Below are 24792 nucleotides of genomic sequence, written 5' to 3'. Positions count from 1 at the left end.
TGGAAAGGTTGGTGCTAGGGTTATCTGCAGGGAACAGGAAAAAAGATGAGGCGTATACGCCTCATCTTTCATTCAGCTTAGTTCATCATTTGGCGCTCACCGGTTCGATGCGGTAGCCGTAGTGATAATCGAGCCATGGCAGGATGTATTTGTTCAGCGGCGCTTCACCCCAGGAGTTAGTACCGCCGACACCACGCATTTTGTGGTCGATGTGAACAAATATGCGATCTTGCTTCACCAAGTCTGCTGGGTGCAGATTGCGGGCGAAATGGTCGGCTTTGCTGGCATCATAATCGTCAGTGTTATAGTACTCAGCATTAAAGCCCAGTTTCTGTGCTGAAGAGAAACGCACACCATTGCCGCTGGCATCTGTGAAGTCTACAAAGCGCACATCGGTGCGGTGACCGTTTTCAGACGGCGTGACATATGGCACGTACATGTCATCGACAGTGGTGTTGTAAAGGCCGACAAAGGCCGACGACTTGCGATCTACGTAGTTTTCGTGTGGGCCACGACCATAGTAGCTGACGTTACTGAATGGGGTGTCCAGCGCGAACAGGGTGCCGATGCGTGGCAGTTCACCAAATTTCTTGTGCGGTGCGGCATAGAACCAGATATCCACATCAATGGTGCCGTTACCGTTTACTGTAAAGGTGGTGAAGTAGCGGCTCTCAATGGCAGGTAGTGAGTGTTCCAGTTTAATTTCTACTTGAGCGTCTGACTTGCGAGTTATCGCCATTGACGTCAGTACGGTATTTCTGCCCAGCTTCTGATACACGCCCATTTTGCTCTCAAAGCTTTTCACTTCCAGATCGTTGTACACAGGGGCACGCCAGAACGACGGGTGAGACGGTGCTTTCAGCAGGTCTTTACCGTTGTAGCTAAGCTGAGTGAGCAGACCGCTTTCACGGTTAAGCACCAGATTGAAGCGCTCACTTGATAAGGTGAGAACGGTGGCGGTCTCCTGCATTGCCAGCGAGGTTGTGTCAGCGTTAGCTGCTTGCTGAGCCACGGTTGTAAACGGCAGCGACAGTTGCTCTTCTGCCACGATGTGACCTTTTGTGAGCAGCAATTCATCTTGTTTCAACGCCACCTGTACATTCACAAAATACTCATTGCCAGCGGCCATTTTAAGCTTGGGAAGTTTGATAAATTGGGCATCACCGGCTTTGGCTTTCAGGTCGATACTGTTATCGGACTGCACTATTTTACCGTTTTCCAGCAGTTGCCAGCTCAGCGTGTAGGCAGACAAATCACGGAAGAAGAACTTGTTGCTGACTTTCAGTGAGCGGAAATCGTCATCGGCAAAGGCGAAGCCTATGTTCTGCTGTACTTTTTTCACCTCATATAGATATGGATATGGCGTGCGATCCCCAAATACTAGGCCGTTGGCACAGAAGCTGTCGCTGTTAGGTGTGCCAGCCGGTTCCATGTCGCCACCGTAAGCCCAGAAGAAATCACCGTTTTGGTTAGTTTTCTCAAAGGTCTGGTCAACCCAGTCCCAGATAAAACCGCCCTGCAGAGCGCGGTATTTCTCAAAAGCATCCCAGTAATCCTGAAAGTTACCCAGCGAGTTACCCATGGCGTGTTCATATTCAATCAGCAGCACCGGGCGCTCATCGTGTTGGGTCTCAGCATAGCGGATGATATCACTGATTGGGGCATACATCTGGCTGTAGGTATCGGTATGACGGCGCAGCTGTGCCTGTTCAGAAATCACCGGAGACGGCTCCTGTGCTTTCAACCAGTCGTATGTCACTTCGATGTTTTTGCCGTCACCGGACTCATTACCCAGCGAACGCATGATCACAGAGGGGTTGTTCTTGCTGCGCTCGTACATGTTCGATATCCGATCAAGATACGCCGCCTGCCACTCTGGTTTGTTGACGATGTGTTTGTTTGGATCGTAGTCGCCCTGATTGGCTGCGCCTAATCCATGGGATTCGGTGTTCGCCTCATCCATGATATAGAGGCCATATTGGTCAGCTAGATCGTAGAAATACGGATCGTTAGGGTAGTGAGACATGCGCACCGCGTTGATATTAAACTCCTTCATCAGTTTGATATCCGCGAGCATGGATTTACGGGAGATGACGTGTCCGGTTTTCGGATCGTGTTCGTGGCGGTTCACACCTTTGAACAGTACCGGCTTACCATTCACCAGAATGTTGCCGTCTTTGTATTCTGTAGAGCGGAAACCAACGTGACGACGGATGTACTGAGTATCACCATTGTCATCAGTCAGAGCCAGTTGCAAGTTGTACAGCGTCGGGGACTCTGCACTCCACAGCTGCGGTGAAGTTATTTTCGCTTCAAAACTGACGTTGGTTGCTGACTTACTTGCCAAAGCGCCGACATCCAGTGTTTTGCTGAAAATTGCTTTGCCTTTGGCATCGGTGATTTGCGCTTGCAGACGAACTGTTTTCGCATTTTGCTCGCCACGGTTGTCTATGTCGGCGTCAAAGCGCAGCAGGGCGTTTTGATAATTATCATCGAGCGTGGTGTAGGCGTGGAAATCGCGCACAGCAACTTTCGGGGTGGCGAACACATAGACGTCGCGTTCAATACCGCTCATGCGCCACATGTCCTGACATTCAAAATAACTGCCGTCGGAATAGCGGTACACTTCCATCGCGAGGGTGTTTTTACCCGCTTTTATGTACGGGGTGATATCGAATTCAGCGTCGGTTTTCGAATCTTGGGAATAACCCACTTTCTTGCCGTTTATCCAAACGTAAAACGCCGATTTGACTGCACCGAAATGCAAGAAAATCTGCTTGCCGTTCCAGCTGTCGTCAATAGTGAAGTTTTGACGGTAAGAGCCTACTGGGTTGTAGTTTGTTTTGCCTTTGATAAAGCTCATGGAGTAGTTAAGTTTGTCACCTTCCATAAAGCTGAGATCGTCATTAAAACAGGCGTGGCTGTCATAAAACGGTGTGCCGTAGCCGTTCAATTCCCAGTTAGCAGGAACCGCAATAGTGTCCCAGCGTGTATCATCGAAATCCGGTGCAAAGAACCCTTCTGGCTTTTTCGATGGCGTATCAACCCAGTTGAATTTCCATTGTCCATTGAGTAGTTGATAGTTAGCCGCGTTCCAAGGTGATTCGGTGTTGATATCTTGCTGGCTTTCAAAGCTGTAAAAGAAACTGCGTGCCGGCTCTTTGTTGATGCGGAAAACTTCTGGGTTACGCCAGTCTTCAGCGGCGTTCGCAATCCCCGCGATCAGCAGGGTGCCCCCAATGGCGAGCGATAGTGCGGCCGCATTAAGTTGTTGTCTGTCCATAGGTTACCTTTGTTTGGTTGGTAAAGTGCAGATGCACAAAGGAATAGGCCTTAATGCAAAAAAGCCGAAGTCACATCGCTCCGGCTTTTTTCAGACTATTGTCTGTTAGTCATAAATATCATTGGTTTTGAAAGACTTCTGCTCATTGGCCGTTTGCAGTGATTTCAAAACGTCAATCGTAACCGTTTTCTCTGGTGCAAACGCATCGCTCTGCATGTATTTAAGCAGGCTGTGCTTCAGTTGGCGTGCGGCAGGGCGGTGTTGCAGATCATTGGTCAAATCGATCGATGAAAACACCAATTTACCGTTACCCACTTTCGCTTCCACCACGTTAGCAAGATGACGGTTGGTCACGAAGTTGTCGATGACACGGATGATAGGCGTCACTTGAGACTCATCCACTTCGATAGACTTGGATTTGATGGTCATATCCCACCACTGCCAGTCAGTGTGCGAACTGGTTGGGAACGCAGCCAGCGCAGGGTGTTTAGGGTCCATTAATAGGCCCATAGTGCTTGGCTGATTTGGGAAGTGAACCGGGCTCCAAAATACCGGTACAAAGCGACCATCGGTACCCGCCAGACCGTTGTAATCTGGATTCAGGAATACGGTTTTTCCTTGTTTCAGTGCGGCTTCCGCTTCGTCAAATGAGGTGGTAGATACCACAGCACCAGATTGAGTGGTTACCTCCTGCGGGTATACCCAGAATGACCACGTGTTTTTGTAGTTAGTACCGTCAAGGGCCACGCGAACAGTCATCTGACGGGCTTCTTTAACATCCAGCGCGAGCGAGATATTGCCAAGCGCTACGTTGTTACCAATGGTCAGGTCAACATTGCTAATGTCATTCTGCGCTACCACGGTGCCAGTGTTGTCAGTGACAGACCAGTGGAGTGTCTGGCTTTTGAGATCTTTGAAGAAGTTCGCCACTTCAATAGAGGCTTCAAACGTTTCACCACTTTCGTAAACCGCTTTGCTATAGCGGATTAGTGGCACTAGTTCACTGTTAAATTCACGGAATTCTTCAGCGCTTATCACGCCTTTTGAGCCCCAGAATGCATTCAGCAAACCAACCAGTGCGGTACCTTGCCCTGGGAAGTCCTGCAGCTGCAACAGTTGGAATCCATCAAAACTTGGCGTTTTCAGCGCACGTTCGATTTCTTCTTTATAGAGAATGGCCGCCAGCTTACCAGATGAGTAGGTAAATTCGTCAGCCAGATCGATTAGGCCCTTCTGTTCAAGCTGTTCCTTGATAGCGATGAAGTTGAGCGGCTTAAGCACGCCGGTGTACTTCGGAATTTCGCTCATGTCTGGATACACTGAATACTGACCAATTTCGTGAGAAACCAGTGGGATATCGATATATTCTGCGTTCTCGGTGTAGTCTTTATCAAAGCTTGGTGCGTTGGTATTGAAAATACCTTGACCACGAACCCAACCTTTCTTTGTCCACTGGGTGATGTAGAAATCATCGACGTCCAGTGGCCATTGCTCACTTGGCTTCTGGAAAGAGAAAGCTGTTGATGCATACAGGTGGCGGCTATCCTGAGCTTTGTAGTCGTTGACCAGACTGCGCAGGGTGTCCAAATCGCCTTCCAGCTCGTTACCCATGGCCATCATGATAAATGACGGATGATTGCCGTATTCATCAATAATACGCTGACCTTCTGCGCGTAAGAAGTTAGTCGTCGCTTCATCCGCCCCCACATGAAGGCTCCAATGTGGCAGTTCGATTTGATAATAGAAACCAACTTCATCAGCGGCTTCAAATGCTGCTGCTGGTGGCGCCCAAGAGTGGAAACGGAAATGGTTCAGGCCGTATGCTTTCGCTTGCTTGAGGATTTCCAACCAGCCTTGTTTTTCCATTGGCGGATGCCCCGTCAATGGGAAGATTGCCGCGTCCAGATTACCACGCAAAAAGATACGTTGACCGTTCAGTAGCAGATCGCCGCTAGCTTCGCTGATTTCTCGGAAACCAAAGGTGGCGGTTGCTGACGTGTCGGTACCGCTGTTGGTTGGATTTACTGCCAGTTGATAAACATTTGGGTTGAATTCATCCCACAATGTCACGCCGTCAGGCTTGGCAATAGTGAACGTAACTTTGCCGTTTTTGACTTCGGCGTTTTTCGCTTCACCTTCCGCGACCAGTGTGCCATCAGGTTTACTGATGGTGTAGGCCACATTGCCTGGCGCTGGGGCTTTCTGCTCGAACGTTACCGTGATGCTGTTGTTTGCGAGACTTGGATAAACCTGCACATCATCAGCCATGTTTGCAGAAGATGCTGTCAGATTGATATCACCTAGCATACCGTTCCACTTGATTTGGGTATGGTTGGTGTAGGAGTGAGCCATCTGCTGACTGGATTCACGAGGATACTTGTCGCTGGTGATGTTGATACCCGGAAACTTGTCACCGTTGTCGATGCGTACCGTAATACGGTGTTTGCCTGGGCTAAGGAACGAAGTCAGGTCATAGTTGTGAGAAGCTACCAGACTGTTTCGTGTGCCAACGGATTTCCCGTCTACAAACACCTCTGATTCCCAAATGACACGTTCGAGTTCCAACGCAACGGTGTCGCCTTTCCAATCTTCAGGAATGGTGACGTCTTTCTGGTACCATGCTGCACCAATGTATTCATACTCACGATTTAGATGCGCCATAACATCATTATTGATCTCTGGCTTCATGGTGCTCTTAGTACCGAGTTTGGCATCGTCAAGCGTACCAGGCAGGGTGATTTTCTGCCCATCAAATCCATTTTGCGCCCATTTTTCACTGACGCCTGTATTTTGTGGGTCGAGTTTTACCTGCCAGTCACCGGCAAGTGACAGCGTCTGCTGCGTATTTGAAGAGGGCGAGTCTGAACCGCTACAAGCAGTCAGGCCAAGCGCAATCAGCGCGCTGAATATTGCATTATATTTTGCTTTCATTAGTATTCTCGTGTCTTTAGAGGGCAGAGATGGTCTGAATCATTTCTTTTGCAACGGCGCGCACCTCTGCAACGGTTTTACCCGGCTTGTAAAGGTTGCTGCCAATACCGAAGCCCACCGCTCCGGCACTGAGGTAATCGGCCATGTTACCGGCGTGAATACCGCCAACGGCCAGAATTGGGTAGCCTTTCGGCGCTACTGAGGTCCACGCTTTTATTGTTGATGGTGGTATCGCATCCGCAGGGAAAGCCTTCGCGGCATCTGCGCCGGCTTCAATGGCGGCAAACAGTTCTGTCGGCGTCGCTACACCCGGAGCGGAAATCATGTCCAGTTCCTTGGTGCGTTTGATTACCGCAGGATTCATGTTCGGAGAGACAATAAGTTTACCGCCTACAGCCGCAACAGCTTCCGCCTGTTCAACAGTGAGCACAGTACCTGCACCAATCAGCGCTTTATCACCGTATGCTTCAACAATGCGGCGGATACTTTCCACGGCGTTTGGCGAGTTCAGCGGTACCTCAATCATGGTGAAGCCTTCTTCGATCAGTGCGCCGGTCACTTCGACTACTTCCTCGTTGGTCACACCTCGAAGGATCGCGATTAGCGGTGTGGTCATGTAGTTGCTCAGTTGTGTCATAATTTATCCCTTAACATCTGAATAAGTGAATTAGCGCCGGCGATGCTGGCGTCTTTGTCTGCAATCAGCGCAGTGCTGATCCCGAAGTGGTTCATCGCAGTCTGATAAAGTTTGTTCAGTGACGAGCTACCAATAATGTGGCAGGTACCAACAGACTCTGCGCCGTTGGCTTCTACAAACGCACGGATCTCGTGGCCAATTAGTAGGCCAGAAAGGTAACCAGCTCCGGCAGATTTTTCCTGTTTGCCAGTAACGAACAGGGTGCGCACACTGAAAATATGGTTCAGCAGGCCGCCAGGTTGCTGACTGTACTGCAAGCCTTTCATGAATGCGTCGTCATCCTGCGGTGCATTCATATCCAGCGAATGGGCCAGAATGGAATGCTTTGACAACAGAGAGAACGTTTCGCCGGTCATCGCCGTAGTGATGGTTTGGATTTGCTGATTTTTAACCTTTACCCACTTGGTATGAGTGCCGGGACAGCAATAGGACGCTTCGTCGGTATCACCAGACAATAAACTGGCACCGATCACCTGAAGTTCTTCACCACGCATGACATCCACTTTGCCATCTGCAGTTTCCTGCTTCATACCTGGGATGATCCAGCAATTGCCGTGATTGAATTCAGGTACTTGCACGCCGTATTGGCCATACCCAGTGATCAGCGCCGGACAGTCCACGTAAGGCGTATTTTTCCAGCCTATCTGGCTGCCAATCATACCTGCCAACACCACGGTCAGGTTGTCGTGGGCTTTTAGCCAGTCGCCAATGTTGGCGTTCAGGGTTGCTTCGAACTCGCCGTTTATTTGTGAGATACCCGACGGCGCGCTGGTTTCCTTCAAACAAACGCCGTTTTCGTCAAGCAGGTAGGCGCGGAAATTGGTAGTACCCCAGTCAACCAAAATACTGACAGGTTGATTAGCCATGGTTGAAATCTCCTGAGAAGCGAGGACGTGGCGTGCTAGAAACGTTAGTGCGGTAGATAAACAGACTGCCGGTTTTAGGCGCCGCGGTCAGCGCTTCATCGGACAGCTGATAGCAGGCTGAGGTCACAAACAGCAAATCGTTGTGTTCACCACCAAATGCAACACAGGTGGGTTGTTCAACTGGTACCGCAAAATTCTGTTGTTCACCCGTTGGACTGAAACGGGCGACACAGCTGCCACCCCACAGGGCGCTCCATAGGTAGCCTTCTCCGTCCATCATTGCGCCGTCTGGTGAAGTGTGGGCTGGCAGTTGGACAAAGGTGGATTTGGCAGAAATATCACCACCATCGATGTCGAAATCATACTTATAAATAATTTGTTTTGACGAGTCTGCCATGTAAAAACGGCTGGCATCAGCGTTCCACGCCAAGCCGTTACAAATACCCACATCAGCTTCCATTTTGGTTACTGACAGGTCGGTGTCTACTCGGTAAAGGCCGGAGCTGCCAGTTTTGTCGCCATTTTCGTTCATTGTGCCGACCCAGAAGCGGCCTTTGGCATCCGTGCGGCCTTCATTAAAGCGTACGGTGGCACCCTCGGGGAATTGGAACAACCACTCGGTATTGCCTGATACGAGATGATAAAGGGCTATACCGCAGTCAAAAGCTGCCAACATCACATCGGTTTGTTGGGTCAGCGCAAAACCGCAAACGCGGTATGGTGTATCGAAAGTGGTAAGTTTTCGCTGATCTAACTGATAGGAAAACAGCTGCTTTTCTTCGATATCTGTCCACCACACAGTCTGGGTTTCACTATCCCAGGTCACCCCTTCACCGAGGTAGTTTTTTACGTCAATCGTATCGACTAATTCAAACATCATCGTATTCCTTACCACTCAGCCACTGAGCCGTCTTGGTGACGCCACACCGGGTTACGCCACCCTGTGTGCTGTTCAGCAGCTTGATAAATTGCGTCTTCGTTGAGTTCTACACCTAAGCCCGGTTTGGTCAGTGGATTGATGAAACCGTCGGTAATGGTGAAATCGTCTTTGTTGTTCACATAGTCGAGCAGGTCGGCGCCGGTGTTGTAGTGCATGCCCAAAGACGTTTCCTGCAGAACAGCGTTGTAGGAGACAAAGTCAACGGCAAGGCACGCCGAGAAGGCAATAGGACCAAGAGGGCAGTGCGGTGCAAGGGTGACATCGTATGCTTCAGCCATTGCTGCTATTTTCACGGTTTCCAGAATACCGCCGGCGTGAGAAACGTCTGGCTGCAGAATGCCAAGGCCACCGCGTGATAACACACGTTTGAACTCGGCGCGGGTATACATACGTTCACCTGCCGCAAGCACGATGGATGTACTGCTACTCAGCACAGAATATTGTTCGTACTGTTCAGCCAGCACGGGTTCCTCGACAAACAGAGGGCGGAATGGCTCCAGCTCTCTAAGCAGAACTTTGGCCATTGGGACTGACACGCGACCATGGAAATCTAGACCGAAGTCGACGGTGTTACCGAAAGTACTGCGGATAAGTCCGATGCGCTCAATGACGTCGTCCACAGCTTTGTGGGTGTCCACCAACGCCATCTTGCCGCACCCGTTCAGTTTGAAGGTGCTGCGACCAAGCTTCTGCTGCGCCTTTATCTGGGCAATTTCATCGGCAGGATCATCGCCGCCCACCCAAGAATAAACTTTCATTTTATCGCGCACGCGACCGCCTAACAGCTGGTGCACAGGCTGGCCCATGACCTTGCCTTTGATGTCCCACAGTGCTTGTTCGATACCGGCAATAGCTGACATCAGAATAGGACCACCACGGTAGAAACCACCACGGTAAAGCAGTTGCCACAGGTCGTTGATCTGCGCTGGATCTTTATCAATGAGATAGAACTCAAGCTCTTTGACCGCAGCCATCACGGTCTCAACTTTACCTTCGATAATTGGCTCGCCCCAGCCAGTAACACCTTCGTCGGTATCAACCGCTAGGAAACACCAGCGAGGTGCAACAGGGTAAAGGCGTAATTGTTTAATTTTCATGATGGATGTTCTTGTTAGCGGTTTTGACAGACCAGTTTGTCACCGGCCAGATTTTTCTCGATTTGTTCTAAGGTCAGCTTTTTTGTTTCCGGCACGTAAAGCCAGATAAAGCGGAAGGAAACGAAACAAATCAGCGCATAGAACAGGAAGCTGCCTGAGGCGGCAAACGCTTCTATCAGGAACGGGAAGGTGAATGTTAGGCCAAACGATGCTAGCCACAATGCTAGCGTACACACCGACATCGCACCGCTGCGTACGCGGTTAGGGAATATCTCCGCCAGCAGTACCCATGTAACCGGCGCCAGTGTCATTGCATAAGTAGCAATACCAACCAACACCATGGCCAGCAATGGCAGACCATCGATGCCCATCATATACATACCAGAGATGATAAGGTAAATAACACCCAGCCCCGCTGAACCGATAATCATCAAGGTACGACGGCCCATTTTTTCTACCATTGGCAGTGCCAGAATAGTGAACACTAGGTTGATAATGCCGGTGGCGACGATGGACTTCAGCGTATCGTTAACGTCAAAACCTGCAGAAGCGAAAATTTCCTGAGCATAGTTAAAGATAACGTTAATGCCGCACCATTGCTGGAACGAGGCTAATACAACACCGATGATTAGCAGCGGCTTAACTGACTTAAGATCGGATAATGAAAACTTAGTGGTTTCCTGGGTAAAGCTTGCCTGAATGTCAGCAAGACTGTTAGCTGAATAGTCGCCGGAACCAATCTTACCCAGTACGTTACCCGCTTCCTGATGACGACCGGCTTTCACCAGCCAGCGTGGTGATTCAGGGACGAGAAACATCAGCACAAAGAATAATGCGGCAGGGATCAGTTCGGCGCCAAACATATATCGCCAGCCTTCTACTACGTTCCAAGAATCCAGCGCGATATCGCCGTCTACTGGCTCAGCAATCATCAGGTTGATGAGTTGTGCAGCTAGTACACCGATCACAATAGTCAGCTGGTTCAGAGAAATTAGTTTCCCTCTGCGATCAGCGGGACTGATCTCAGAGATATACATGGGCGACACTGTGGATGCTAAACCAATGCCTACACCACCAAGAATACGGTACAGCACGAATGGCGTGATGCTATCTGCCAAAGCGGTTCCCGCGGCAGAAACGATAAACAACAGTGCGGAAATAATGAGTGCGTATTTACGGCCTAGCTTATCAGCCAGTACACCGGCACACATGGCTCCAAAGATACAGCCAATCAGTGCAGAGGACATCAGCCAACCTGACAAGGTAGGTGAATCAACATTGAAATACACTTCGTAAAATGGCTTGGCACCACCAATGACCACCCAGTCATAACCAAAGAGTAAACCGCCACAGGCGGCTGTCATGCTGATCAGCCAGATAAACGCGGTATTGATTTTAGGGCTTTGCATATCCTGATAACTCATAAAAATACCCAAATCTGTATTCGTTAATCGCAGTAGTTTTACTTACTATGTGTTAGTCGCAGTAAACCTGACTGCGACCGCCATCGATCAAAATGTCGGTGGCATTGATAAAACGAGCCTCGTCAGTACTTAGAAATAGCGCGGTGGCCGCGACTTCTTCTGGCTGGCCGAAGCGCTTAACAGGGATGATCTGACGTTGCTTTTCGCGCTCAGCAGCTTCATCCTCGCAGCTGTCGAAGAAGCTCTGTGCCAGCGGCGTCTCGATAAGGCCCGGAGAGATAGAGTTCACGCGAATGCCTTTATCTGCATATTCGATGGCCAGTGAACGGGACATACCGATAATGGCATGTTTGGAAATTGTGTAAGGGAAAGCACCTCTGACAATTTTATGGCCGTGTACGGAAGCAATGTTGACAATGTTACCGTAGTTCTTAGCCAGCATGTGACGGATGGCGGCTCGGCTACAGTTAATCGCACCCATCAGATTCACCGAGATACAACGCTGCCAATCTTCCGGCGACAGGTCTAAAATCGTGTTAAACACGTTGGTGCCTGCGTTGTTTACCAGCACATCGATTTGGCCGTAAGTTGCGATAACATCAGCAATGGCTGCATTGACGACTTCTTCATTGCCGACATCGACTTTGTAAATGTTGATTTGACATCCGTACTGGGTAATCAGCTCTTCTTTTAATGCTTCCAGAGTGCCGTATTGAGTATCGAATAAAGCAAGTTTAGCGCCTTCTTTGGCGAATGTTCGGGCGACTTCAGCGCCAATTCCCATAGCCGCACCAGTAACGATGGCGACTTTGTCGAGTAATCTTTGACCCATAATGAATTACCTGTTTCCTGCATGCAGTTCTACTGCAATTTATTTCTTAAATTGCTACCGACTATAGTGTTGTTAAGCCAATTTAAAAATGGATAAAAAGTCGTATAGCATGTACTATTTTATGATTTTCGTACTTGGTGGATAACCTATGCAAAGAATGTCAGAAGGGTTCCCTGGACAACGTTTAATTGTGGTCCCGCCCGCTATTGTTGAAACGGCATTTCAAAAGCCAGTTTGTGCCAGTTTATTCCCCACTCACATTGGTATGTTTCAGTCGGTAAAAGGCCATTATGTAAAGCGTCGTGAGGGTGTGCCTGAATCGATAATCATTGTTTGTCTGGCCGGTGGTGGGACATGCAGTTTTAATGGCAATGAGTGGCATCTGAAGCCCGGGCATATGATTGTGATACCGAAAGAATGTGAACACTCTTATGAAGCAAATAATGATAATCCTTGGACAATATTCTGGTTTCATGTTCGCGGAAATATGTTTTCTCATTATCTGGAAGAGCTTCAAATCACTGAACACGAACCCATCATTAACATTCCGAACATTGCTGGGCTAATGGATGCTTTTGAGGATGTTTATCAACATACTGAAAGCGGATTCACTCACACCAGTTTGTTATGCTTATCTACCAGTCTGGCGCACTTTTTAGGGATCTGTAAGTTGTATCAGCGCTCTATTAAGGCGAGTCAGCAGGGCGTAGAAGAACGCATTGAGAAAACAGTGGATGTCATGAAAAAAAGTCTGCACCGGTTGCTGACGTTGGAGCAACTAGCAGAAATTTCTGGTTGGTCACCCACCCATTACTCTGCGCTCTTCAAAGCTAAAATGAATGTTCCGCCACTGGAGTTTTTTACTCGTCTAAAGATGCAGTCAGCCTGCGACAAACTCAAACTTACCAATGAACCTATTCAGACAATCGCTGCATCACTGGGCTACAACGATGCGTTTTATTTTTCCCGATTGTTTAAACGTCATAATCAAGTGTCGCCAAAAATTTATCGCAAGGCGTTCAGCTTGATCATTGAGATGTACTGAGTATCGTTCTGGCAATAAGTCACCCCAGTACAGACTGGGGTGACTTAGTTCTACGTGCTGCTTAGAAGGTGTAACGAGCACCTAATGAGAAGCGGGCACCACTTTTGTTGAAGTTCAGTAGACGTTCTTCATAGATAGAGAATCTTCTGCCTTCGTTGTCCAGTACGTTAGTTCCGTCAAGGAATACCGACAGGTTTTCAGTCACATTGTACGTCGCTGTGAAATCGAGCTGACCATATGCTTCGACCATGACTGGTTGGCTGTAACCACCAACTGCTTGGGCAAGATATTCGTCACGCCAGTTATAGGCGATACGTACTTGAAGGTCATCCTTTTCGTAGAAACCAATCAGGTTGTAAGAGTCTGACAAACCTTCCAGTGCAAACGTATTCGTGTTGTCGGTTGGATCGAAATCGTCATCCGAGTCAACAAAGGTGTAGTTTGCCTGAAAACCAAAACCACTATCAAAAGTATGTAGCAGTGCCAGTTCGAGACCTTTGATGTTCGCAGCTTCTGCGTTGCGTTCACGGGTTACGAGGAACTCACCGTATTGATTACCTTCCAGAATGACTTCCGGCAGTGTTACTGACGAAATGAAGTTATCAACACGCTTGTGGAATGCAGTTACACCGACGTAGCTTGCTTCGCCGTAGTACCAGTTCCATGCCAAATCGAAGTTCACAGACTCGTAAGGCAATAGTTGCGGGTTACCACCGTAGGCAGTTGACGCATTTAGACGACCGCTGTATCCGCTCATACCTGGAGTCATACGAGTCAACGTAGGACGGGCAATCGATTTAGTGGCAGAAAAACGGATTACTTGGTCATCAGTAGCATCCAGCTTCAGGTTTAAAGAAGGCAGGAAGTAATCGTAATCGTTCTTCTCAACCAAGCGCATTGTGTCGCTCAAGGTCAGGTTGAGTAGCGTGTCATCGCCTACTACAGGATAGATGTCGGTGACCAATGCACTGTAACCTGCTGCTTCAATATCGGTTTTCGAATAACGCAGACCTACGTTACCAGACAGCGGCATGTCGAACATCTCAGTGTTGAAGTCTAAACGAGCGTATGCTTCGAACACGTCTTCAGATACTTTTGCAATCGTGTTGCGATTTGGGCGAGCGTATGGACCGCCTAGTTCACGACGCAGCATGATGCTGTCGGCATAACCATTGCCAGCATTGATGATGTTTTCGCGGATGTTAGATTCTGACCACAGGTAATCGGCGTATGCAAATGGGTCGAAAGTAAACCAAGTTGCCGGTGCGCCACCGCTGAGGAAATCGCTTTGGTCAACAGATTGGAATAATTCATCTGGTACGTCGAAGCCGTAACCAGAGAATACGTTTCCGTTTGTACCGTTATCATAGCTTTGACGATCTTTAGTTCGGCTTGAACCATAGATACCGAAGTGAACTACTTCAGCGAATTCATAGCCTAATGTGTATTTACCATCCAGACGATACTGAGTGATTTGGTCACTGACATCCTGACCGCTGAAATACAATGAGTGGCTGCGCATTAAATCTGCACCCATCGGATTATCATAAGTCAGACTGCCGTAATCGCCGCCATGGGTGTAATCATAACGTGGGTTAGCGTTAGGTACGCCAGCAATAACGAACTGACCGGTACCGCCTGCATCGTTAACTGCATCAGAGTAGGATACGTCAGCAGTGACTTGCAGCGCGTCGTTAACAAACCATTCCATGTTCAGACCCACTTGACGTGTTTCAGTTGGACGGTTAAACGCTTGCTGTACAAAGTCGGAAGACAGACCTGCAACATCGTTAGCGTAGGAGTACGCCAGCATAGTGTTGTTTTCGTCTACATAGGCAGAATCAAAACCTTCTACCCAGTCGTGGGTCCAGCTTGCCGCAGTCATAACGGATGAATCAACAGTGAACTTTGAGTAAAGAAGATCGGCGGTCAGCAATACATTTTCATTAGGACGAGCCTGAATAACGACTGTCCCACCAATACGCTCACGATCACCTTGGTCGTCACGGAAGTCGATGTTACGTGGTGCCATAACGTGCGCAAAATCGCCCGGGCCACTCTTGTTAGGAATGTAGCTGAAATCACGCTCCATCCAACCGTCAATGGCAGCTTCTTGTATGCGGTAGTTTCGGTTTACATAGTTCAACGACACCAGTGCACCGAAGGTCTCATTTGAGTAGCTGTACACACCTGAAATCTGTGGTGAGTAATCCTCTGCCAGAGTGTCGTAGGTACTCTTAGCACTAATCGCTGCCTGAGTTCCAAGGGTGTCCATAGGTTTAGCTGTAGTCAGGTTAACCGTCGCACCGATACCACCCGTTAATAGGTCAGAGGTTGACGATTTGTAGGCATCCGCACCACTGATCGCTTCTGCCGCCAGAATGTCGAAGCTGAATTCACGGCCAGAGTTCTCAGTTGCTAGAATACGGCCATTATATAAAACAGAGTTAAACTCTGGGCCAAGACCACGAACTGTGATGAAACGACCTTCACCACCGCTACGATCGATGGAAATACCCGTAATACGCTGCAAAGATTCAGCAACGTTCTGGTCAGGGAATTTACCCAGTTCTTCACTGGAAATACCGTCAACGACGGTTGCAGAATAACGTTTGTTATTTAAAGCACGCAGGTTGCTACCACGCAAACCTGTAACTTGAATAACTTCAATATTGTCTGTATCAGCAGTTTCTTTGGTTGTTGATGTATTTTCTTGTGCATTAACAGAGACGTTAAGCGATGCCCCAATCAATAACGCTAAAACGGTTTTCTTATGCGTAATTCTTTTCATTCAGATGTTCCCCCCAAATGGAAAACTCGGCTAACCATTGCTGCACGAGCAAATGAAAGATTTATGTAACATTCTCAAATTCAGCAGCACTATTGGTCATTTGGCTGGTGTAGAGAAAATGTTCGCAAATCCTAACGTGGCCAACATCTTCTTAACATGGAGGAATAAAGGAAAGAAAATGGATTATTTTATGTTTTTTGTTTAGATTACGGTTTTGTATTATTCCTACGAATAGTCAACTGTTAGAACTAATACTTTTGGCTAATAGCCTTGTGTGGCGAGAGATGCTGCGGATTGGTTCAGCTGTTTCTGCTAGCTAACCGCTTAGACCAGATGGTTTCTAATGGATTTATTTACTAAATAGGTTGAAATAATAATTTTTGCGAATAGTATGGGTGGCAAATGGATTAGAGTCCTAAATTGGTTAAATGAAACGTTAATTACAGTTCTGATCGACATCTCTCATTGACGCCTTCATCAACTTAGCTAAAACCTTGCTATAAAAGAATCAATGATAACCAAGCCCTAAGTCATCTTGAATTGCTGACTTTTAGGATTGATGAGAAACAAGGATATACATGATTTTAACTGTTATTTGGTAACCGCTTTATGCTTTAAATAAACAATATAGAGGCGGCATCTTTACCAGAATTGGCGAATCATAAAAAACACCATGTTAAGAATTAAATGACTGAAAGTTTGCACGTTAGGATTTGAAATTAAAGCGCTAACCTAAGGGAAACCTATGAAACCCTTAAGGCGTTAAATAAGTATGCCGAGCTCGATTTTTCATTATTTTAATATGTTGTTTGAAAATTAGTCGATTAGTAAAACTCCTTTGCTTTAATTCGATTTTGAAACAATGCCTACTATTTGTTTGCGCGCAATTGCTAGATAATGCCGCAAATTTATTGTGCAACTAGGTCATCCAATTGGCAGCAACTTCTGGTGACGATATTGAGATATTTAACCAGAAGCCAATGGTCAACTGTACGGAACAAGTCGCCTTGTGGCTCCGTATTGGTCATCCATTCAAGGATGACCATGCCACGATATGGGCAGCAAGTTGGCGGCCAATGACTAAAGAGTCCGTAAGGTTATAGCAGTACTACAGATTGACAGAAGTTGAGGTTTGTAATGTCAGAGTTTGATGTAAAAGAGCACCCCCATCGTCGTTATAATCCGCTAACAGGGGATTGGGTGTTGGTGTCGCCGCATCGTGCAAAACGACCATGGCAGGGACAGGTTGAAGCCCCCGCGACGGATGATATTCCCCACTACGATAGCAGTTGTTTTTTATGCCCGAGCAACAAGCGTATCACAGGTGATATTAACCCTAACTACAGTAAACCTTTTGTATTTACCAATGATTTTGCTGCGTTACATCAAGACACTCCAGCCGCAATCCGTAATGATGATGGCTTGTTCGTGATGGAATCTGAGCGAGGTACGAGCCGTGTGGTGTGTTACTCGCCAGATCACAGTTTGACCATGCCTGAATTATCTAATGAGCAAATTGCTGCGGTGATCCAAGAGTGGATTGCGCAGTATCGTGAGTTATCACAGCAGTATGCTTGGGTGCAGGTGTTTGAAAATAAAGGCGCCATTAATGGCTGCTCCAATCCTCATCCACATGGACAAATTTGGGCGTGTACCTCGGTGCCAACTCTGCCGGCAAAAACCGATGAATCACAGCGCCAATATTTAGCTCAGCATGGTAAAAATCTGCTTCAGGCATATGTTGAGCGTGAACTTGCAGATGGCGCTCGCACCGTCGTAGAAAACGAACACTGGCTAGTTGTTGTGCCTTATTGGGCATCGTGGCCGTTTGAAACTTTGCTACTGCCCAAAACACATGTGACGCGCATGGAAGAGTTATCGTCGTCCCAACAGCAAACGCTGGCCGATATTCTCAAACAAATCACCATCCGTTATGACAATTTATTTCAGTGCGCTTTTCCCTATTCGATGGGATGGCACGTCGCGCCTTATTCTGCGCAATATCAAGATGAATCAGCGCGGGCACATTGGCTAATGCATTGCCATTTTTATCCGCCATTACTGCGTTCCGCTACCGTGAAAAAATTTATGGTGGGTTATGAAATGATGGCAGAAACCCAACGTGACATGACGCCAGAGCAAGCGGCTGAACGCTTGCGTCAACAGTCTCCAATTCATTACAAATCAGTACAAAAAGGTGACGTATGAGTCTGACAGTCGCTGAACTCAATCAGCTATTTTCTGCACATTTCAAGGCCACTGCCGATTACCATTTCCGTGCCCCAGGCCGAGTAAATTTGATAGGCGAGCATACGGATTATAACGATGGCTTCGTGCTGCCATGTGCTATCGACTTCGATACCCATGTCCTGGCACGTAAGAATGGCCTCAATGTTATTCGAGTGATTGCAGCTGATTACAATAATCAGTTGGATGAGATCTCGTTAGAGACTGGCATTGAACATCACGCTGATTATCAATGGGCCAATTATGTCCGTGGCGTGGTGCTGAGTTTACAGCGGCAAAATATCGCGCTGGTTGGTTGCGATCTGGCAATTAGCGGTAACGTGCCTCAGGGTGCAGGTCTTAGCTCATCTGCTGCACTGGAAGTGTCTCTCGGATTGACCCTCACAACGCTGGCCGAACAGCCGATGAGCCTTGCTCAGATTGCGCTTACTGGGCAGCAAGCTGAGAACCATTTTGTTGGCTGTAACAGCGGTATCATGGATCAGTTGATTTCAGCTCAGGGGCAACAAGGTAACGCGGTGTTGATCGATTGTCGCTCATTAGAGTGCAAGGCATTTGCTATGCCGCAAGAACTGGCCGTAGTGATCATTAACTCCAACGTTAAACGTGGCTTGGTTGGCAGTGAATACAACACCCGCCGTAAACAATGTGAAGCTGGTGCCGAACATTATGGTGTTAAGGCGCTGCGCGACTTAGACATCGATGCCATAGGCAATATCTTTGCTGAGCTCGACGATGTGACCGCACGTCGCGTTCGCCATGTTGTGACCGAAAATGCGCGTACGCTCGCGGCAGCAGAGGCATTGGCAAATGATGACATTACAACCCTCAGCCAATTAATGGCTGAATCTCACGCGTCGATGCGTGATGATTTTGAAATCACCGTTCCACCAATCGATTACTTGGTGTCTCTGGTGCATAGCATTATCGGCAATCGCGGCGGAGTCCGCATGACCGGTGGCGGTTTCGGTGGGTGCGTGGTGGCGTTGGTACCACACGATATGGTTGCCGAAGTTAAAGCGCAGATCGCCGCCAACTATCCGGAGCAAACAGGGTTAGTGGCGGATGTGTTTGTTTGTCAGCCTTCGGCCGGTGCCGAGATTGTAGCCCAATCTTAAAAACTCCAAGGAGAACGCAGTATGTTGTTAGCCCCATTGGATTTTGCAATCCTTGCCGCGTATGTGGTCATCTTACTAGGTCTGGCTTGGTGGGTATCTCGAGATAAACCAGGGCACGATAAAAATACCAATGATTATTTTTTAGCGGGCAATAGTCTACCTTGGTGGGCGATTGGCGCCTCGCTGGTGGCATCGAATATTTCTGCTGAGCAAGTGATCGGTATGTCCGGTTCTGGGTACGCCATCGGCCTAGCCATTGCATCTTATGAGTGGATGGGCGCATTGACGCTGATTATCGTAGGTGCTTGGTTCCTACCGATTTTCCTAAAACGTAAGATTTACACCATGCCGCAATTTTTGCTGCACCGCTATGATAATCGTGTACGACTGACGATGGCACTGTTCTGGTTGGCGGTGTACGTGTTTGTTAACTTGACGGCCGTGTTGTGGCTGGGCGCGTTAGCTATTAACACGCTCACTGGACTAAACATTACCGCTAGTTTAGTGCTGTTGGCGGCACTGTCACTGGCATACTCGCTCTATGGCGGCTTGAAGGTTGTGGCATTGACCGACATCATTCAAGTACTGCTCTTAGTGGCGGGTGGTTTGTTCCTCTCGTATATCTCGTTGCAACTGGTCAGCGATGGCAAAGGTATTGTTGCCGGCTTTGATATCTTGATGACTAAGCTGCCTGAAAAGTTTGACATGATCCTTACGGCTGATAGTCCTAATTACGCAAGTTTACCTGGTATCTCGGTACTTGTTGGCGGTATGTGGGTAATGAACTTGTCCTATTGGGGCTTCAATCAATACATTATTCAACGGGCGCTGGCAGCAAAAGACTTGAAAGAGGCGCGCAAGGGGATTGCCTTCGCAGCTTTCCTTAAGTTGTTGATGCCTGTGTTGGTGGTATTACCCGGGATTGCGGCTGTAGTGTTGTTGCCACCGCTTGACCGACCTGATCAAGCTTATCCACAGTTGATGGGACTGATGCCTGTGGGCTTGAAAGGGCTTATTTTTGCTGCATTAGTCGCGGCAATTCTGTCCAGCTTGGCGTCGATGACCAACAGTATTTCAACCATTTTTACCATGGATTTGTATGCACTGATGCGTCGTCATAAAACACAGCATCACTACGTAAAAGTTGGACGTATCGCCAGTGTGCTGGCGTTGCTGGTGGCATTGGTCACTGCTCAGCCACTACTGGGTAAAGCTGAACAGGCGTTCCAATTTATTCAAGAGTTCACCGGGTTCTTCACTCCGGGGATTGTGGTGTTATTTGTGCTGGGGATGTTCTGGAAAAAGACCACCGCTAACGGTGCGCTGGCTGCGGCTATCGGTTCGGCTGCGTTGTCTGCAGCAGCCAAATTCTGGCTGCCTGATGTGCCATTTATGGATCGTGTTGGCTATGTATTCCTAACATGCTTAGTGCTGGCCGTGGTTATTTCATTGTTCGAAGGCAAAGGAAAGGATCATGAGCACAGCATTCCATTGAATGACATCAACTTTACAACTGATGTGAGTTATCGTGTCAACGCAGTGGTTATCTCCTTGATTTTGATTTGTTTCTATACTGTTTGGTGGTAGTGGTGATATTGACTGCTGTTTGCTACGCCGAGGCTGGCCCAGCAAACAGCGGTCACTGTTAATTCGGCCTCATGTGATCGCAAGAAAGCAGCTCAGAGGGGAGACGGTCACCTAATCAGCTGACCCATGTCACTTTGCAATCACAATAAACAATTCCGCTTCAAAGCCCCCTTCATAAAGTTGTAGCAAACATATTTGTACTTCTATCCTTAATGTGGAGTGTATCTCTGCCACTTGGCAGGCTACACAAGTAGCAACATTAACCGATGATGACAAACATGTTCGGAATGAAAAAACGCTTCATTGTGTTCTTGGGCACCATGCTTCTCATCGGCTGTGCTGCTGACTCCGTTTCTCCATTAAATCCAAGTAAATTTATTCCAGACAAATCTACAGGAATATTCGTGGGTAAAATGGATGAAGAAGCTGTCCATAAAGTGCTGGGCACGCCACATCTTGCTAATGCTTACTGGGGATTTGAGCTATTTATTGCGGAAATTGAGCAGACAGATGTTTTATATGCTGTGACTCCATGGCCTGTTCCAATTGCTCATCTTACTGATAAGTTACAACGATATACTCTGGTGACGTACGATTCTCATCATAAAGTGAGTGACATCGCCACAGGTATTTTTCGACGGCCTGCATCTTGGCGAAAGGTATCCCCCATCCAGCACAATTTTATGGCATTACATCTTCGCGCTGCGGAGTTAATGTTCTTTGTTGATCCCGAGGGAGATCGGCAAGTAAATCTTCTTGCGACACCTCATCGACGTGATTCATATTTGAGCGCGGCTTCAGAGGAACGTTCTTGCTTGGTTGTTTTTGGATGTGGCAATGACGGATGTCCGGATCAAGTTTCTGTGGATGCTAAGCCTGTTAGTAAACTTCCGTTACGGCAGTCATTGGCATACTGGTTCCAGGAAGGCGAGCGAGACCGTTGGCTCAAGGACATTGAACCAACAGATGAAACAACGAAAAAACCTTGGGTTGAGTCATTGATTGCGATTCAACTTACTGAAGGCGAACACCAATTTAATCTCTCTTCTAAATATCTCGGTGGTCAGGAGGTTGTTTCCCTCAATTGTCCCCAAGTTGGAACGATTTTCGTCACCATCCATGCGTCAAGTAGCGAAAGCTTTTGGCGTCCGGAGTTGATTAACTGGCGTTTCGACATCACAAATACACTACCTGAACACTTCAAGCGCAGGCCGCTGCTCATTATGGATGATGGTCAATGGTATGTGTCTTTGAAGATAGACAGGTACTAGGTTAAGTCATAGCGACTCAATCGCTTTCGTAGGGCTATCCGAACATTTCGAATAAAAATTATTATTCACATTAGATATATAAAGTTCCAAAAACGAACATTTAAGCTATATAAGCGTCTGCTATTATCCGCTCAATCACAGGTTACTTTACCTCTCTTATCAACGATTGTGTCGTGGTTAAGGGGTAACCGGAATAGCGAGATAATTGATGATTACGCCAGAAAAAATGACCCACCTGAAAGCGCTGGAAGCCGAGTCGATTTACATCATGCGTGAAGTTGCGGCTGAGTTTGATAATCCAGTGATGTTGTATTCCATCGGTAAAGACTCTTCTGTCCTGCTGCATTTAGCTCGCAAAGCTTTTTACCCCGGTAAAATCCCGTTCCCGTTGCTGCACGTTGATACTACATGGAAGTTTCACGAGATGATTGAGTTTCGTGACCGCATGGCTAAGAAGCATGGGTTTCAACTGCTGGTTCATATCAATGAAGAAGGCCAGCGTTTGGGGATTAACCCTTTCGATCACGGCAGTGCCAAACATACTGACATCATGAAAACGCAATCACTAAAGCAAGCACTCGATAAGTATGGTTTCGATGCGGCTTTTGGCGGGGCACGACGCGATGAAGAGAAGTCTCGTGCTAAAGAACGGGTTTACTCGTTCCGTGATAGCAAACATCGTTGGGATCCTAAAAATCAGCGCCCAGAGTTATGGAATACTTACAACAGTAAAGTGAATAAAGGCGAAAGCATTCGCGTTTTCCCATTATCTAACTGGACTGAACTGGATATTTGGCAATACATCTATTTAGAAAATATCGAAATTCCTTCACTTTACCTCGCTAAACCTCGTCCTGTTGTTGCACGGGATGAAGCGTTAATCATGGTGGATGATGAGCGCATGCCGCTGCGAGAAGGCGAAACGCCTGAAATGCGCATGGTGCGTTTTAGAACATTAGGTTGTTATCCGTTGACTGGGGCCGTGGAATCCGTGGCACAGACTCTGCCCGAAGTGATCCAAGAAATGCTGTTATCAACCACCTCAGAGCGTCAAGGGCGGGTGATCGACCATGACTCCTCAGGCTCTATGGAGAAGAAAAAAATGGAAGGTTACTTCTAATTCACTCCATGGTTTAGCACTTCGTTTTAGTTTGAGGAAAATACAATGGCTCATAGTTCAAATTTGATTGCTTCTGATATTGAAGGGTATTTAAAGGTTCATGAGAACAAAGACATGCTGCGGTTTCTCACCTGCGGCAGTGTGGATGACGGCAAATCGACATTAATCGGTCGTTTGCTGTATGACAGCAAGATGATCTTTGAAGATCAGATGGCGGCGATTGAAAAAGACTCCAAACGTTTCAATACAACCGATGAAGCGTTTGACTTAGCTTTGTTGGTAGACGGTTTACAGTCTGAGCGCGAGCAGGGCATTACCATTGATGTGGCGTATCGCTATTTTTCCACTGAGCAGCGTAAATTCATTATTGCCGATACCCCAGGGCATGAGCAGTACACCCGTAATATGGCCACAGGCGCATCTACTTGTGATTTGGCGATTATCCTGATTGATGCCCGTTATGGTGTACAAGTTCAGACGCGGCGCCATTCTTACATCTGCTCGCAATTGGGTATTAAGCATGTGATTATTGCGATTAATAAGATGGATATCGTGGGTTATGACCAAGCGATTTATCAAAAGATAAAGCAAGATTATCGCGAGTTTGCCGCGCAACTTAAGTTTACCGATATTCGTTTCGTTCCTATCTCAGCATTGAAAGGCGACAACGTGGTAAATGAGAGTGAGAACATGCCTTGGTATCCAGGCTCTCCGCTGCTCAAATTATTGAATACAGTAACAATAGATAAGCAAACTCAGGCAGCCTTTCGTTTCCCTGTTCAGTATGTTAATCGCCCGAATCTCAATTTCCGTGGCTTCTGCGGTACCGTTGCTTCCGGTGAAATTCGTGTCGGTGATACGGTTGAGGCTTTACCATCAGGTAAACAAAGCAGAGTTAAATCCATTGTGACCTTTGATGGTGAATTAGAGAAAGCTTCTGCCGCAATGGCCGTGACCATTACTCTTGAAGATGAAATTGATATTAGCCGCGGTGATACCCTGGTTCGGCCAAATGACCATGGTATCGTCAATAACAGTTTTGATGCTGACGTGGTTTGGATGGCAGAGGAAGCGTTACAGCTTGATCGCGAGTACTTAGTTAAAGCAGGCAACAAACTGACCTCGGGATACGTTCAAGCGGTCAATTATCGTGTCAATGTGAACACATTAGCACGAGAAGATGCTCAGCAACTCGCACTCAACGAAATGGGTGAGTGTCGGTTTCAGTTGAATGAAAAAATTCAGTTTGATGCTTACGATCAAAACCGTACCACCGGCTCATTTATTGTGATTGACCGTTTAACCAACGCTACGGTCGCTGCCGGTATGATTAGTCGTGAGGTGAATGCTGTCGCAAGCAAAGCCGCTCAATACTCAAGCTTTGAATTGGAGCTTAATGCGCTCATTCGCAAGCAATACCCGCACTGGGGCGTACGCGACATTAGTAAGGACTAACTCGTTTTACGTTGAACTAGGAGCCGAATAGCTCTTTCATTGTTACAGGCTATTTGGGCTCTTACGCATTACTACTGTTTTTGGGCAA

General features: G+C 47.6%; 16 protein-coding genes. 7 read left to right on the top strand and 9 right to left on the bottom strand.

Going from position 1 to position 24792, the window contains the following annotated elements; all coding sequences use genetic code 11:
- Window positions 1-85 precede the first annotated feature (85 nt).
- The 8 genes from JYB87_RS12955 to JYB87_RS12920 all read right to left on the bottom strand — a co-directional run bounded on the left by JYB87_RS12955 (window position 86) and on the right by JYB87_RS12920 (window position 12070).
- Window positions 86-3283 carry a glycoside hydrolase family 2 TIM barrel-domain containing protein gene (locus tag JYB87_RS12955; RefSeq protein ID WP_207353896.1) on the bottom strand — a complete coding sequence of 1066 codons (3198 nt, stop codon included), beginning with the start codon at window positions 3281-3283 and terminating at the stop codon, window positions 86-88.
- 105 nt (window positions 3284-3388) lie between these two features.
- Entirely contained in the window at window positions 3389-6214 is a 2826-nt protein-coding gene (locus tag JYB87_RS12950) for a sugar-binding domain-containing protein (RefSeq protein ID WP_207353895.1), read from the bottom strand.
- A gap of 16 nt (window positions 6215-6230) precedes the next feature.
- Window positions 6231-6851, bottom strand: coding sequence for a 2-dehydro-3-deoxy-6-phosphogalactonate aldolase (locus JYB87_RS12945; protein ID WP_228729865.1), 621 nt, complete (start codon window positions 6849-6851; stop codon window positions 6231-6233).
- On the bottom strand, window positions 6848-7777 hold the full coding sequence (locus tag JYB87_RS12940; RefSeq protein ID WP_207353894.1) for a 2-dehydro-3-deoxygalactonokinase: 930 nt from the start codon (window positions 7775-7777) through the stop codon (window positions 6848-6850). Before JYB87_RS12940 ends, JYB87_RS12945 begins: the two co-directional genes overlap by 4 nt.
- Window positions 7770-8657, bottom strand: coding sequence for an SMP-30/gluconolactonase/LRE family protein (locus tag JYB87_RS12935; protein WP_207353893.1), 888 nt, complete (start codon window positions 8655-8657; stop codon window positions 7770-7772). The genes JYB87_RS12940 and JYB87_RS12935 overlap by 8 nt, the downstream gene beginning before the upstream one ends.
- Window positions 8658-8665: 8 nt before the next feature.
- The gene (gene dgoD, locus JYB87_RS12930; protein WP_207353892.1) at window positions 8666-9814 is read right to left on the bottom strand and encodes a galactonate dehydratase; all 1149 of its coding nucleotides are present in this window, start codon (window positions 9812-9814) and stop codon (window positions 8666-8668) included.
- Window positions 9815-9828: 14 nt separating this feature from the next.
- On the bottom strand, window positions 9829-11238 hold the full coding sequence (locus JYB87_RS12925; RefSeq protein ID WP_207353891.1) for a sugar porter family MFS transporter: 1410 nt from the start codon (window positions 11236-11238) through the stop codon (window positions 9829-9831).
- Between the two features lie 52 nt (window positions 11239-11290).
- Window positions 11291-12070, bottom strand: coding sequence for an SDR family oxidoreductase (locus JYB87_RS12920; RefSeq protein ID WP_207353890.1), 780 nt, complete (start codon window positions 12068-12070; stop codon window positions 11291-11293).
- A 148-nt stretch (window positions 12071-12218) separates the two neighbouring features.
- On the opposite strand from JYB87_RS12920, the gene JYB87_RS12915 reads away from it, so the two are divergent.
- Window positions 12219-13115 carry an AraC family transcriptional regulator gene (locus tag JYB87_RS12915; protein ID WP_207353889.1) on the top strand — a complete coding sequence of 299 codons (897 nt, stop codon included), beginning with the start codon at window positions 12219-12221 and terminating at the stop codon, window positions 13113-13115.
- 61 nt (window positions 13116-13176) lie between these two features.
- Here the strand turns inward: JYB87_RS12915 and JYB87_RS12910 are convergent, their stop codons facing one another.
- The gene (locus JYB87_RS12910) at window positions 13177-15906 is read right to left on the bottom strand and encodes a TonB-dependent receptor (protein ID WP_207353888.1); all 2730 of its coding nucleotides are present in this window, start codon (window positions 15904-15906) and stop codon (window positions 13177-13179) included.
- A gap of 1137 nt (window positions 15907-17043) precedes the next feature.
- Here JYB87_RS12910 and JYB87_RS12905 point away from each other — a divergent pair.
- From JYB87_RS12905 to cysN, 6 genes are all read left to right on the top strand, one after another.
- The gene (locus JYB87_RS12905; protein WP_207353887.1) at window positions 17044-18114 is read left to right on the top strand and encodes a UDP-glucose--hexose-1-phosphate uridylyltransferase; all 1071 of its coding nucleotides are present in this window, start codon (window positions 17044-17046) and stop codon (window positions 18112-18114) included.
- Window positions 18111-19271 carry a galactokinase gene (galK, locus tag JYB87_RS12900; RefSeq protein WP_207353886.1) on the top strand — a complete coding sequence of 387 codons (1161 nt, stop codon included), beginning with the start codon at window positions 18111-18113 and terminating at the stop codon, window positions 19269-19271. The genes JYB87_RS12905 and galK overlap by 4 nt, the downstream gene beginning before the upstream one ends.
- 21 nt (window positions 19272-19292) lie before the next feature.
- On the top strand, window positions 19293-20858 hold the full coding sequence (locus JYB87_RS12895) for a sodium/sugar symporter (protein ID WP_207353885.1): 1566 nt from the start codon (window positions 19293-19295) through the stop codon (window positions 20856-20858).
- 266 nt (window positions 20859-21124) lie between these two features.
- On the top strand, window positions 21125-22129 hold the full coding sequence (locus tag JYB87_RS12890; RefSeq protein ID WP_207353884.1) for a hypothetical protein: 1005 nt from the start codon (window positions 21125-21127) through the stop codon (window positions 22127-22129).
- 208 nt (window positions 22130-22337) lie between these two features.
- Window positions 22338-23249, top strand: a complete 912-nt coding sequence (gene cysD / locus JYB87_RS12885; protein WP_207353883.1) for a sulfate adenylyltransferase subunit CysD — start codon at window positions 22338-22340, stop codon at window positions 23247-23249.
- A gap of 45 nt (window positions 23250-23294) precedes the next feature.
- The gene (gene cysN / locus JYB87_RS12880) at window positions 23295-24704 is read left to right on the top strand and encodes a sulfate adenylyltransferase subunit CysN (RefSeq protein ID WP_207353882.1); all 1410 of its coding nucleotides are present in this window, start codon (window positions 23295-23297) and stop codon (window positions 24702-24704) included.
- Window positions 24705-24792 lie beyond the last annotated feature (88 nt).

The sequence above is a fragment of the Shewanella avicenniae genome (assembly GCF_017354945.1).
GTDB classification, from domain to species: Bacteria; Pseudomonadota; Gammaproteobacteria; order Enterobacterales; family Shewanellaceae; genus Shewanella; species Shewanella avicenniae.
This window is presented reverse-complemented; position numbering and strand designations above follow the sequence as displayed.

Bases quoted from the DNA above. Each gene is read 5' to 3' on its own strand.
- JYB87_RS12950 (WP_207353895.1), bottom strand. From the start codon at position 6,214: ATGAAAGCAAAATATAATGCAATATTCAGCGCGCTGATTGCGCTTGGC.
- JYB87_RS12920 (WP_207353890.1), bottom strand. From the start codon at position 12,070: ATGGGTCAAAGATTACTCGACAAAGTCGCCATCGTTACTGGTGCGGCT.
- cysD (WP_207353883.1), top strand. From the start codon at position 22,338: ATGATTACGCCAGAAAAAATGACCCACCTGAAAGCGCTGGAAGCCGAG.
- cysN (WP_207353882.1), top strand. From the start codon at position 23,295: ATGGCTCATAGTTCAAATTTGATTGCTTCTGATATTGAAGGGTATTTA.
- JYB87_RS12890 (WP_207353884.1), top strand. From the start codon at position 21,125: ATGATGACAAACATGTTCGGAATGAAAAAACGCTTCATTGTGTTCTTG.
- galK (WP_207353886.1), top strand. From the start codon at position 18,111: ATGAGTCTGACAGTCGCTGAACTCAATCAGCTATTTTCTGCACATTTC.
- dgoD (WP_207353892.1), bottom strand. From the start codon at position 9,814: ATGAAAATTAAACAATTACGCCTTTACCCTGTTGCACCTCGCTGGTGT.
- JYB87_RS12915 (WP_207353889.1), top strand. From the start codon at position 12,219: ATGCAAAGAATGTCAGAAGGGTTCCCTGGACAACGTTTAATTGTGGTC.
- JYB87_RS12910 (WP_207353888.1), bottom strand. From the start codon at position 15,906: ATGAAAAGAATTACGCATAAGAAAACCGTTTTAGCGTTATTGATTGGG.
- JYB87_RS12925 (WP_207353891.1), bottom strand. From the start codon at position 11,238: ATGAGTTATCAGGATATGCAAAGCCCTAAAATCAATACCGCGTTTATC.
- JYB87_RS12940 (WP_207353894.1), bottom strand. From the start codon at position 7,777: ATGGCTAATCAACCTGTCAGTATTTTGGTTGACTGGGGTACTACCAAT.
- JYB87_RS12945 (WP_228729865.1), bottom strand. From the start codon at position 6,851: ATGACACAACTGAGCAACTACATGACCACACCGCTAATCGCGATCCTT.
- JYB87_RS12935 (WP_207353893.1), bottom strand. From the start codon at position 8,657: ATGATGTTTGAATTAGTCGATACGATTGACGTAAAAAACTACCTCGGT.
- JYB87_RS12895 (WP_207353885.1), top strand. From the start codon at position 19,293: ATGTTGTTAGCCCCATTGGATTTTGCAATCCTTGCCGCGTATGTGGTC.
- JYB87_RS12905 (WP_207353887.1), top strand. From the start codon at position 17,044: ATGTCAGAGTTTGATGTAAAAGAGCACCCCCATCGTCGTTATAATCCG.
- JYB87_RS12955 (WP_207353896.1), bottom strand. From the start codon at position 3,283: ATGGACAGACAACAACTTAATGCGGCCGCACTATCGCTCGCCATTGGG.